Origin of the sequence: Thalassotalea litorea (assembly GCF_043642205.1) — a bacterium.
Lineage (GTDB): Bacteria > Pseudomonadota > Gammaproteobacteria > Enterobacterales > Alteromonadaceae > Thalassotalea_A > Thalassotalea_A litorea.
Genome location: NZ_JBHZSG010000001.1, coordinates 139,587 through 152,102, shown reverse-complemented (window position 1 = coordinate 152,102; position 12,516 = coordinate 139,587). Strand labels below are relative to the sequence as shown.

Annotated in this window: 11 protein-coding genes; 5 read left to right on the top strand and 6 right to left on the bottom strand. The window is 44.1% G+C overall.

The genetic code is table 11. The features are described from left to right. Positions 1–60: 60 nt before the first annotated feature. Genes gpsA through ACHUFQ_RS00545 form a run of 4 tightly spaced genes read right to left on the bottom strand, consistent with a single transcriptional unit; the run spans position 61 to position 2,337 of the window. A complete protein-coding gene (gpsA, locus tag ACHUFQ_RS00560; protein ID WP_394171972.1) occupies positions 61–1,068 on the bottom strand; it encodes an NAD(P)H-dependent glycerol-3-phosphate dehydrogenase in 1,008 nt (335 codons plus the stop codon). 5 nt (positions 1,069–1,073) lie between these two features. Beyond that, positions 1,074–1,592, bottom strand: a complete 519-nt coding sequence (secB, locus tag ACHUFQ_RS00555) for a protein-export chaperone SecB (RefSeq protein WP_394171971.1) — start codon at positions 1,590–1,592, stop codon at positions 1,074–1,076. Between the two features lie 51 nt (positions 1,593–1,643). Continuing rightward, positions 1,644–1,901, bottom strand: a complete 258-nt coding sequence (gene grxC / locus ACHUFQ_RS00550; RefSeq protein ID WP_394171969.1) for a glutaredoxin 3 — start codon at positions 1,899–1,901, stop codon at positions 1,644–1,646. 10 nt (positions 1,902–1,911) lie between these two features. Further along, positions 1,912–2,337: a rhodanese-like domain-containing protein gene (locus ACHUFQ_RS00545; protein WP_394171967.1), complete on the bottom strand. Its 426-nt coding sequence runs from the start codon at positions 2,335–2,337 to the stop codon at positions 1,912–1,914. 206 nt (positions 2,338–2,543) lie between these two features. Here ACHUFQ_RS00545 and gpmM point away from each other — a divergent pair, with 206 nt between their 5' ends. The 3 genes from gpmM to ACHUFQ_RS00530 all read left to right on the top strand — a co-directional run bounded on the left by gpmM (position 2,544) and on the right by ACHUFQ_RS00530 (position 6,185). Beyond that, positions 2,544–4,085, top strand: a complete 1,542-nt coding sequence (gpmM, locus tag ACHUFQ_RS00540) for a 2,3-bisphosphoglycerate-independent phosphoglycerate mutase (RefSeq protein ID WP_394171965.1) — start codon at positions 2,544–2,546, stop codon at positions 4,083–4,085. A gap of 871 nt (positions 4,086–4,956) precedes the next feature. After that, positions 4,957–5,262 (top strand): murein hydrolase activator EnvC family protein, encoded by a 306-nt coding sequence (locus ACHUFQ_RS00535; protein ID WP_394172185.1) that lies wholly within the window; start codon positions 4,957–4,959, stop codon positions 5,260–5,262. A gap of 128 nt (positions 5,263–5,390) precedes the next feature. Next, positions 5,391–6,185: a divergent polysaccharide deacetylase family protein gene (locus ACHUFQ_RS00530; RefSeq protein WP_394171963.1), complete on the top strand. Its 795-nt coding sequence runs from the start codon at positions 5,391–5,393 to the stop codon at positions 6,183–6,185. A 33-nt stretch (positions 6,186–6,218) separates the two neighbouring features. Here ACHUFQ_RS00530 and prsT read toward each other — a convergent pair whose 3' ends face one another. Continuing rightward, the gene (prsT, locus tag ACHUFQ_RS00525; protein ID WP_394171961.1) at positions 6,219–8,978 is read right to left on the bottom strand and encodes an XrtA/PEP-CTERM system TPR-repeat protein PrsT; all 2,760 of its coding nucleotides are present in this window, start codon (positions 8,976–8,978) and stop codon (positions 6,219–6,221) included. A 269-nt stretch (positions 8,979–9,247) separates the two neighbouring features. On the opposite strand from prsT, the gene ACHUFQ_RS00520 reads away from it, so the two are divergent. After that, a complete protein-coding gene (locus tag ACHUFQ_RS00520; protein WP_394171959.1) occupies positions 9,248–10,255 on the top strand; it encodes a sulfotransferase family protein in 1,008 nt (335 codons plus the stop codon). A gap of 25 nt (positions 10,256–10,280) precedes the next feature. Beyond that, positions 10,281–11,636 carry an exosortase gene (gene xrt, locus ACHUFQ_RS00515; protein ID WP_394171957.1) on the top strand — a complete coding sequence of 452 codons (1,356 nt, stop codon included), beginning with the start codon at positions 10,281–10,283 and terminating at the stop codon, positions 11,634–11,636. A 15-nt stretch (positions 11,637–11,651) separates the two neighbouring features. On the opposite strand, the gene ACHUFQ_RS00510 is transcribed toward xrt, so the two are convergent. Continuing rightward, entirely contained in the window at positions 11,652–12,482 is an 831-nt protein-coding gene (locus tag ACHUFQ_RS00510) for a glycosyltransferase family 2 protein (protein WP_394171955.1), read from the bottom strand. Positions 12,483–12,516: the final 34 nt, after the last annotated feature.

Genomic DNA, 12,516 nt, shown 5'->3' with positions numbered 1-12,516 from the left:
AAACGATAACAATATAGAGCATTGGAAATCTGTGAACCTGAAGACATTCAGGTCCACGAATTAGCATTCACTGGTAGGGTTACGACCAAGTAGCTGTAATGCCGCATCAGCAGCCGGTTTACCTTCGTATAGTACCTGGTAAATTTGCTCGACGATGGGCATTTCCACGTTTTCACGTTTTGCTAACATGAACACTTCTTTGGTATTGCGATAGCCTTCGACAACCTGTCCAATTTTTTGCTGAGCGCCCTCTACCGATTCGCCCGCGCCTAACGCTAGGCCAAAACGACGGTTCCGGGATTGGTTATCGGTACAAGTTAATACCAAATCACCTAAACCTGCCATCCCCATAAAGGTGGCTGGATTTGCCCCTAACTTGACACCAAGTCGGCTCATTTCCGCAAGGCCACGAGTAATCAAAGCAGTTCTGGCATTTGCACCAAAGCCAATACCATCGGCAATACCAGCGCCAATGGCAATCACATTTTTTACCGCGCCGCCCAATTGCACACCGATAAAATCACTATTTTGATAGACCCTAAACGAGGACTGGCAATGAAGTCGATTCGCAAGACAATCGGAAAATTCTTTGTTTTCCGAAGATAACGATATTGCCGTTGGCATACCTGCTGCCATTTCTTTGGCGAACGTAGGGCCTGAGAGCACAGCTAACGGCACATCATCACCCAAAATTTCTCGCGCAACATCCTGCAACAATCGCCCTTGAACCGGATCTAGGCCTTTGGTTGCCCAAGCTATTTTTACACCTGGTACTAACATTGGTTTGATCTGCAGCAGCATTTCCCGAAACGCATGACTAGGTACGACGATCAACAAAATATCACTGGCAGCGACGACTTTTTCAAGATCCGTCTCAGGTTGCAATGCTTCAGGAAAGCTAAAACCTGGCAAATAAGCTTCATTGGAGCGACTTTCCTGCATCGCCGCAACGTGTTCAGCATTGCGGCCCCAAAGTAAGGTTGTTTGGCCATTTCTGGCCAAACAAAACGCAAGAGCGGTTCCATAGGAACCGGCTCCAATTACGCTAATGTCAGCTTTATCAATCATAAAACTTATGCGTCGGTAGCTGTGCCAGAATTTGCTTCCTGTGCAGCTTGCATGTCCGCAGCACGTTTTTGAACATACGAAGCGAATAAGGCATCGAAGTTAACCGGAGCCAGATTTAATTGTGGGAACGTACCACGAGCAACCAGGCTACTAACCACTTCACGAGCATATGGGAATAATGTGTTCGGGCAGAACGAGCCCAAGGTGTGTGCCAGTTGCGGCTCAGGCATATTACCAACGGTAAAGATACCCGCTTGTTGTACTTCGGCCAAAAATGCGACTTGCTCATCTAAAGAGGCGGTTACGGTAAGCGCCAATACAACTTCATAGGTATCTTCAGCTAATTTATTTGAGCGAGTATCCAGGTCCAATTTAACTTCTGGTTTCCATTCTTTTTGAAAAATCGCTGGTGAGCTTGGCGTTTCAAAAGACACGTCTTTAGTGTATACGCGTTGAATGGCAAATGCTGGTCCAGCTTGTTGGTTATCGGCACCATTTGCTACTGCTTGGTTCTCTTCTGACATAATATTTACTTCCTAACTTGATAATCTTGTCGCAAAAACGACGTCTTTTATTTATTCGCTCAGCAGTGTATCCAGATGCCCCTGATATTCAAGGGCCATCAAATCATCACATCCACCGACGTGTTTATTATTGATAAAAATTTGCGGCACCGTATGACGACCTCCGCTCAGATCCATCATTTCTGACCGGCGGTCAGGTTGCAGATCCAGGTTAATTTCTTCAAACGTAACCTGTTTGTGTGCTAACAAGGCTTTTGCCCGGTGACAATAAGGACAATAAGCACTGCTATAGATAACGACCTTTGCCATGTATCTCTCTTTATTTACTGACCGGCAAATTTGCCGACTGCCATGCTGACAAACCGCCTTTAAGGTAGCTCACTTTTTCAAAGCCCGCTTTGGCAAGCTGATTTGCCGCTTTAACCGCAGTCATTCCTGCAGCACATACCACAATAATGGGCTTGTCTTTGTATTTTTCAAGGCTTACCAGGTCATTGCCGTTAATTTTTTCTGCTGTAACGTGCTTTGAACCAAAAATGTGGCCTTTTCTAAATTCTTTATCCGCACGGATATCGACAACCACCCCATCTTCACGATTCACTAGCAGAGTCAGTTCTTGCGTGCTTATCGGCTTTACCGAAGAAAACCGACTTTTCACAGAAGTAAAAATGAGCAGAGTCGCAATTGCCAGCCATGCCATCGACAACATTGGATGACTCGTTAAAAATTCGACGTATTGTTCCATAACCTTTATGTTACCTATATAAAAGATGCAAACGCCCGGTCGAACGGCCGTTATATCCGCAAAAGGCACAAGTATACCGTTTGCTTATAAAGAATCCAGTAAATGCATAAATTTGCGGTTGATCCCGGGTTCAATCTGGCTCTATGATACCACTCCAGTGTACAATAATGCCCCGCATCAGCTGTTAACCCAATATAGGTAAGTCAATGAGTAATAAGAAATCTACGGTTTTAATCATCCTCGACGGATGGGGTTATCGCGAGAACCAGGATTCTAACGCGATTTCCCATGCCAACACCCCGGTCATGGATGGCTTAATGAAAAATTATCCCAATATGCTCATTGGCACATCAGGTATGGCGGTAGGTTTGCCTGATGGACAGATGGGAAATTCCGAAGTTGGCCACGTCAATTTAGGTGCCGGTCGCGTGGTCTACCAGGATTTCACCCGCATCACTAAAGCGATTGCCGATAATGAATTTGGTCATAATCCGGTGCTGACCAGTAGCATTGATGATGCGGTGACTCAAGGCAAAGCGGTGCACGTGTTTGGTCTATTATCTCCCGGCGGTGTGCATAGCCATGAAGAGCATATTTTCGCACTATTGGAAATGGCTAAACAACGCGGTGCTAAAAAGGTTTATCTGCATGCATTCCTCGATGGGCGCGATACACCTCCTCGCAGTGCCTTGGCTTCGTTGCAAAAGGCAGAACAGGTGTTCAATGAGTTAGGCAATGGTCGAGTCGCGTCTATCGTTGGCCGTTATTTCGCCATGGACCGGGATCAGCGATGGGAACGCGTTGAAAAAGCTTATGATGTGATGGTTTGTGGTAAAGGTGACTATAGCGCCAACAATGTGACCGAGGCGCTTGAAAATGCCTATCAACGCGATGAAAACGACGAGTTTGTTGCGGCCACGACAATACTTGAAAATGGCGAAAGTGTCACCGTAGAAGACGGCGATGCTATGATTTTCATGAATTTCCGTGCTGATCGTGCCCGTCAGTTTACCCGCTGCTTTACCGAAAAGGACTTTGACGGCTTTGCGCGCCAGGCCACACCAGACATTAGTAATTTTGTGATGCTAACCGAATATGCGGCCGATATTGACGCTGCAGTGGCTTTTCCACCAGCAGATTTGCAAAACGTTCTTGGTGAGTGGCTCGAGAAACACAACAAAACCCAATTAAGAATTTCAGAAACTGAAAAATACGCACACGTGACATTTTTCTTTAGTGGTGGCCGTGAGCAAACCTTTGTTGGTGAAAAACGTGAGTTAATCCCATCACCTCAAGTCGCCACTTATGATCTACAGCCGGAAATGAATTCCGAATTATTAACCGATAAGCTCATTGGTGCAATCGAAAGCGGTGAATATGATTTTATCGTTTGTAATTATCCGAATGGGGATATGGTCGGTCATACCGGCAATTTTGACGCCGCGGTAAAAGCATGTGAAGCCGTTGATAAGTGCATCGGCAGAGTCGTCGATGCGTTACATAATACTGGTGGCGAGTGTTTGATTACCGCCGATCATGGTAATGCCGAGATGATGGTAAACAGTGAATCAGGTCAAGCCCATACGGCTCATACCTGTGAGCCTGTGCCGCTCATCTACGTCGGCCGCTCAGCAACACCTGCAGCTACTGGCACGCTTAGTGATATCGCCCCCACCATATTAACCTTAATGGCAATGGAGCAGCCTGAAGAAATGACCGGTACTCCATTGATGCAGCTGAGTGACTAAGGCTGCTCGGTTTAACACACATCCACCTTCCGGCATTCGCGTAATGCCGGAAATTTTTCTCCGTGTCATCATCTTATGGTTACTAGGCGTCATGCCTTCGTATGCGCAGTCGAGTGCTCAAGATAATAAAACCAAGCAAGAACTTGATGATATTAAGCAACAAATTGTCGAGGAAAAACAATCTCTGAATCAAGGCAGCCAGCAACAACAGACGTTGCAGGAGCGGCTTAAAAAGGATGACTTGGCAATCGCCGCCAACGCCCAGAGCATTAAGTCCATCGTTGACGACCAAAAAATCGTTGAGCAGAAATTGCGAGCATTATCCAAACAGCAAACCGAGCTCAATGATAAAAAACAGCAGCAAGAAAAAGCATTGGCCGAACAAATACGCAGTGCTTATTATGCAGGCCACCACGATTACCTAAAACTCTTGCTAAATCAGCAAGATCCAAATCAAGTTAGCCGCAACCTGACGTATTATCAGTATCTGAACGCGGCTCGAATTGAAAGCATCGATGACTATAAGTCGGTGATAAAGGACTTACTCGATGTTGAGCAGGAGCAACGCATGCAGGCGCAAAAGCTATCAGAGCTAATCGCCGAGCAACAATTACAAAAGCAAAATTTACAGCATAATCGTCAGCAACGAGCCGCAACCCTTAAAAGCATCAATTCCAGCATACTTTCTTCGAAACAACGTCTGAACAAGTTAGAAGAAGAAGAGAAGTCTTTGATCCAGGCTTTGGCGAGGCTGCAGGCAATGCAGAAACAAGCGTGGGAATTAACCGGCCTGAGCAAATTGAAAAACAAGCTGCAATGGCCAGTTCAAGGTCGCATACGCCATGCGTACGGGCAACGAAAACAAGGTTATTTGCGCTGGAAAGGCGTATTGATGACAGCCCCCGTAGGGCAACCCGTATATACCATCCACAATGGCACGGTATTATTTGCGGATTGGCTTAAAGGTTATGGCCTGGTTGTGGTGGTTGACCATGGCGATGGTTATATGAGTCTTTACGGGCACAACCAAACCTTGTTAAAAAATGTTGGGGATCGTGTCGAAATTGGCGAGCCAATTGCGCTGGTAGGACAATCTGGCGGACAGAATCGAGCCGGCCTTTATTTTGAGATACGCCACAAAGGCAAGCCGGTCAATCCCAAACTCTGGTGCAAATAAAAGCGATAATTTCATAGATAACAATCAGTTAACTTAGCATATAAAAAATTACTGAGTTTTCATCGATTTTGCCTGACTTTATTGTTATCCTGCTGTAAACAAAACATTAAAATAATAAGAATTTTATTTTGCGCTTACTATTTTCTCTGGTATTTTTATTGCCTTTTTCTGTTTTGGCTGCCCCTCAAGACACAAAAAAGGTCGCTATTGTCATTGACGACATAGGCTACCGACATACCGACCGGGCCGCTTTACTATTGCCAAGACAGGTCGCCTTTTCCGTGTTGCCCCACACGCCGCATGGCAAAGAACTTGCCACCCAAGCTTGGCAGCAGCAGCGAGAAATCATGTTGCATGTTCCAATGGAATCCATCAGAGGATTGAATCCAGGACCTGGGGCATTAACGTCGAACATGACCGAGCAACATATCCAGGATACGTTGCAAGCACAAATAGATGACATACCCCATGTCATTGGTATCAATAATCATATGGGTAGTCGCCTGACGCAGATGTCCGAGCCTATGGCCTGGACCATGAAGTTCCTTAAAGCCAATGATTTGTTTTTTTTAGATTCCAGAACCAGTAAATTTTCTCAGGCAGAATATGTCGCACAACAACATGGCGTGCCGACCTTACATCGTAAATTATTCCTGGATAATAAACTGGATGAATCCTATATCGAGAACCAGTTTAAAAAACTCGTAAGAATCAGTCAGCGTGATGGGATTGCGATTGCCATTGCCCACCCTCACCCGAAAACATTGAAAGTACTGCACCGCATGCTACCGACGCTGGAAAGGCATCAAATCGAGCTTGTCCACATATCTTCACTGATTCAACAATCGGATTCACAAGCCTTGATCGCCAAGAAAGCCATACTTGAACATGAAAACAAGCCAAAAGAAAAGGCTACTGAGTAGCCTTTTTTAGTGTACTTCTGAGGGAACAGTTAGTTAGCCTTTATTTGCCAGTAACTGTAATACCCGCTCTTTTTTCTCACTATTGGCCACTGTCGCCAATACCTGCTCCGACTCATTCAACTTATTCAAATGAATCAAAACTTCGGCGTAATGTAAGAGTATTTCCTCATTATCCGGTAATGCCTGTTTCGCTTCGATCAACAAGGATTCGGCAGTATCGTACTGTCCCATCTTCATATGAGCAACAGCTAATGTGTCCATCACCTGAGGTTGCTGAGGCGCAAGTTTTGCGGCTTTTTTAGCACTATCTAAGCCCAGCTCATAATCTTTAGCCTGAATCGCCGACCAGGCAAGATTGTTTAATACAACGAAGCTATCCGGATAGCTGTCAGCAATTTCCTTATACAAAGCAACCGACTCTTGCGGATTTGATTCACTGGTCAATTCTGCTTTCAAGTTTTTCAGCGCCAGATTATTATTGTCTTGTTGCAATGCAACATTAACCACATCTAACGCGGTATCATTTTCTCCCAGACGCTGGAGAATTTGCGCATATAGGAAGCTATTTGTACCGTTCGGTTGACGTTGATGCAATGGCTGAGCATATTCTTTCGCCGTCGCGTTCTCATTTACTTGATAGTGAAACTTTGCACGAAGTTTCAGATAGCCTATTTCATTGACTTCGCTGGCATCGATTTCCTCGATTACACCACGGGCGCGATCCAAGGAGTTGGACAACAGCAAATAATTTGCTTCAACTAATTTAAGGTTTTCCTGCTGTGGAAAGCGTGTCTGAGCTTTTTTCACCTGAGTATAGGCCTGCTGATATTTCTTTTGCATTTCCAGCGTAAATAAATAGCCTTGGTAGGCCTCAAAGTTATCGGCATTATTTTCGATCAAAGCCAAATACAAATTTTCAGCTCGTTGATACTGTTTATCAGCAATCGCCATTTTCGCATAAACGCGATAATACACATCAGGATTATTATCTCGGTTTGCCATGCTCGCCAACAACGCTAGGCCATCACTGCGCCGGCCTACATTCTCCAATGCTTTTGCCTGGGCAATTTTCAGATTGAGTTGTTCTGGATTGTCTTTAGCGAGATCTTCCAAGAATTCAATAACCTGGGTTTTATCGTCAAGGTTGTTGGCATTGGTTATGATCAAATCTAAGCCACCACGGTGATCCGCCTGATGAGTCAGTAATTGTTCAAGCCGTTCATTAGCTTGTTCGCTATGACCATTTTGAATATCGTATAAGGCGAGATTAAATAGCGCACCAGGACTATTTTCCACTTTTTCCAGTGCCGTATTAAAGGCTTTATTGGCTTTGTCATTTTCTCCCTGAGCTCGATAAACAACGCCTCTGGCAAGATATCCCTGATCACTTTCTGGTTTTTGCTTTACCCAATCTTCAGCAATATTCATGGCCTCGCGATAGTTTTTGCTTTTTACATAATTGAGTAATAAGGTTAATCGCGCCCGGTCAAAATCAGGATCCAGCTCTAGTGCACGCTCTAAGTCATCAATACCGGTATCGTCCTGAACGGATAACTTTAACGCACCACGTTGACCCAGCGTTTGCGAATCATTGACGTCCAATTCATCGAGTTTTTCAATATATTTGCTCGCTTGAGATGTATCACCTTTGCGAATAAGCGCTTGAGAAGTATTAGCAACCAACGCAAAATCCTCAGCGGTGATTTCGTCCAGTTGATCGATACTGGCCACAGCCTCATCGACGTAACCGAGTTTTAGTTTAACCGACGAAAATATTCGATTGCCGATATGATTGCTTGGGATATCATTCTCGATAATGCTCAAGTGACGATAAGCCGACTCGTAGTTATTGGTTCGATAGTTGGCAACACCTGCAATTAAGTTAGATTTCACCAGATTCGGTTGGGCTGCGAGCGCCACTGTTGCGTATTCAATCGCCGCTTTATATTCACCCTTGAGGGTCAGTAATTCGGCTTTGTATTCGTTTGCGATTGGCGAGTTCGGGTACAGGACTAGCAAGCTATCAACTTGCTGTGCCGCGGTATCCATATCCTGATTACGGATCAGCACGTGAATATAGGAAAGTTGCGCAAGATAGTTAAATGGATAAGATTCAATATAGGCTTTATAAGTATTTGCAGATTCGGGTAATTTCTGATCCATGCGATATAAGTTTGCCAAGATCAGCGTAGCATCTTGAAATTCAGAGTCTTCAGCTCGTAATTCATCCACCATTTCAATGGCCTGAGGCAACTGATCATTGTGGGCCGCAAACCAGGCCTGACTTAATTTGTAATAGAAGTCCTTATTGCTTTCATTGGTAATGACCTTAGAAAGTACCTCTAATCCCGATTGCATATCACCGGCCATGGACATTGAAATACCGGCAAGGGTCTGAATTTCCTGCTGCACAACTGGACTTAGCTGGATGGCCGTATCAACGTTTTCTTTAATCGCATCATAATCGAGCAGGAAGGTATTAGCTCGAATGAGCAAAGGCATGACTTCATCAGCATCGTAGTTAAGGTCGAGCGCACGTTCTAGTTCTTTTTGCGCACCTTGTAGCGTGCCATTTAGCAGGTAGGTTTTCCCCAGCAACATCCTGGCTTTACCACTGGCTGGCGCCACTTTAACGGCATTTTTTAACTCGATACTAGCGGCTTGATAATCCTGTTTATCGATGAGCTGCAGAGCACTTTCGATATATTCCTGCTCAGTCTTATCAGGCTGGCATGCGGCCAAAAAAATGAGGCAAAAAGATAGGAATATCACAGAGCTGAACTTTGTTTTCATTATTCTTCCTTGTCAATACTACTATAAGCAATTGATTTATAGACTGAACAACTTAATCAGCAACACTCGACTTTAGTATAGGTGAAAAATTAAAACTTATAATTTAGATTTCAATAAAGTTGAAAATGCTCGATATCGCGATGAAAAGATTCACAGCTAAGACTTACAAAAATGTACGCGCAAACACCTAGATATTTCCTTCATTGTGAACTAGACATAAGAAGACTAGTAAAATCAGATGCCTTTTCACTATGAAGGAAAATAACAATATGGTGAATGCTCTCGCAACGCTTGCAGAGCCTGGACTTGGGCCAGTATTTATTGTGGGTTGTCCCCGTTCTGGCACAACCCTATTGCAGGTAAAACTATCGGCAATAGACGATCTGGCCATTCCGCCAGAAGATGATTTCATCCTACGTTTTTATTATCTACTGAAACAGGATTGTCAAAAATACCTAAGCGAGAATGAAATTCGTTCACTGCTTGACGATCTGTTTGAACATGACAATAACACATTCAGCCAATGGCACGTTGAAAGATCGCAAATCGAACAACGCATTGCTCAATACGCTAAACTCAACTTACGACAATTAATCGAGTGTATCTATTTCGCCTTTTTAAATCGCCTGGAGAATAAAAAGCGCTGGGGTTGCAAAGTACCGTACTTCGCTGCACATATCCCGATTCTCCATGAAATTTTTCCTGATGCCCGATTTATTCATATAGTTCGTGATGGTCGTGCGGCTTATCAGTCAATGTTGGAAAGGCGCTTTCATCCCACGGCACGACAATACCCAAAATCGCCATTTAATATCGCCTGGCAGTGGCAAAAATTTGTGTCATTAGCTCAAACCGCGGGTCTGCAATTGGGCGAGCAGTTTTTATGTTTGCATTACGAAACCCTGCTCGCAGAACCGGAACAAACCTATTTGCAACTTGCTGCTTTTTTGCAAGTAGATGTGAGCCAGCTAAATCAGGACTATTATCAAAATATTCTTGATAATCAACTTATCCGGCAAGATAACATTGATTTATATGTAAAACCGAAAATTGACGCCAGTAAAGCCCAACGCTGGCAAAACGAACTCAGTCCGTACCAAGTGGTATGTTTTGAAGCTCTTGCAGGAAAAACGCTTGTTAACATGGGTTATTCGTTATCAAAAACACCGATATGGGGATTGAGAAAGTGGACCATAAGGTTAATGGCTAAGAGTTATCTCTCGTTAAGAAACGGCAAGCAATGGCTGAGAAACATCGTGTTACAGCCAGGTATTTAAACATTAAAGGATTCAACCTATTCTCATGGATGCTAATCTAAACACTGACAATCGCCCCTTGTATGTGCTATTGGCTTTATTCGCTCTAGTCGCTTTCATTAATACGCCGATACTAACCACATTATGGCGCCACAGTTTTGATGATGGGACCTATTCCCACGCGTACTTGATTCCACTCATTAGTGGTTATTTGTTTTATGATGGTTGGCAACGGGGACAATTCGCTCTGAGAAGCCGTTTTTCATGGTTTGCGTTCTCGGCACTGTTACTCTCGTGTTTTTGTATGATAGTCACGGTGCGTGCGCAAATTAGTATCGGCTACTGGCTTAGCTTTATTCTGGTATTAGCTAGCGCAAGCCTGATGTTTTTCAAAACCCGGCTCGCGGTTATTTTTCCTACCCTGTATTTGATCTTCCTAATGCCGCTTTGGGGATCCTTAACCGGCGTGCTTCAGGATATGTCTGTCGCTGCAGCAAGTTTTCTAATGCAATTCACCGCCATACCTTTTTACGTGCAAGACCAATTCATCAGTCTGCCAGCAGGCACATTTGAGGTTGCAAACGGATGTAGTGGCCTTCGCTACCTTTTGGTATCCCTTGCCATCAGTAGCTTGTATGTGTTTTTGTATATTCGTAAGCTGAGTTCAGCGTGTATATTTTTCGGGTTTGCTGTGCTGGGCGCATTGGTGACTAACTGGATTCGCATTATTAGTCTTATTTTGATTGGTCAGTATACCAATATGGAAAGCGAGCTTATGACCGACCATAATAACTTCGGTTGGTATCTATATGTTCCTTTTATGGTAATCCTGTTCTACCTGGGTAATAAACTGGCAGATGATAATGCGCCAACTCCTTCACCACCAAAAAACCAGCAGGGTATCAATAAAATCATTGCCATAGTGACGGCCATCTTGTTGCTTTTGAGCTCTTCTTATTTGCTTTTAGCCAACAGACCCGAAGCACAAATTGCTCAGCAGATGCCACCAACGCCAAGTGCTGACATTAAGTTTTATTCCAGTGTTAGCGAACAACCACTGGCAGGCTTTGAAGATTCCGGCATCGAACAAATTTATCTATTTTATTGTAACGATCTCGATTGCAAGCCGAGTTATTACGATAATGAAGTTCTACCTATGGGTTGGCAAGTCATGCAATTTCGCGACCACAAAAAATATGCTGAATATATCTTGCAAAAAGGCCGCCAACAGGCCCATTTACAGCTCTGGTATCAACGCAATGAATTTCAGACAGGTAACGTAAGGCGTTTTAAGATTATGCGGATAAAGTCGCTGTTTTCTTCCGCTTTTGAAGATAAGTTGGTATGGCAATTTAGACATTGTGATATGCAATGCGAGCCACTGCTAGCTCAGGACAATTGACGGTTATTTGATGCGCTAGCCGTTAGCGGTGGCGCGCAAACCAGGGATCAACCAGGTCATGGTTTTACCGATAATAAAGCAACTTTTGCGCTCTAATCCACGCATTTTGCCTCCGGCAGTCATTAACGATAAATAGACAAATCGCGACAACGTGCCAGGGTATTGACGATATAAATGCCAGTGTTTCCTGAGCATTTGCCATGCGCCGGCAATAATTTTATGTCCGCTTGACGTCGTGTTACCATGATTCATCCGTCTTAATTTAATCAGGCATTGATTAATAAAACCAACCTGATAACCCGCCACCGCTAATCGTAACGTGAGCTCCTGATCCTGTTTACAGCGGAAATTGACATCAAATAAGTTAATATCTAACAATGCCTGACGTCTGATCATGAACGCGCTCGGCAGAATATGGGTATCAATTAACATATCCTCAATTTGCAGACTTCCGGGTTTGTTGAGATAGGTCTTTTGAATGCCCTGTTGATTAAATGTACAAACCCCTACATGGCACCCATCGAAATGCGGGTTATCGGTCAGGAACTTGACTTGCATGGCAAGTTTATTTTCCAACCATACGTCATCGGCGTCCAGAAACGCGACCCAAGAATACATGGCAGCGCTAATACCCGCATTCCGAGCTGCTGCTGAACCACGATTTTCAGGAAGGTGTATAACAATGATATCGTCAAACTGCTCCAGGTATTGCTGAGATTTTTCATCTTTGCCATCATTGACGACGATGATTTCCGCGGCCTGATGACTTTGTCGTCGCACTGATTCAAGGGCTTCAGGAAAATATTCATAATCCTGAAAAAAAGGTATTACTACGCTTACTTGCATCCTGACTCCCATTACACAATAACCTAAGATTTCA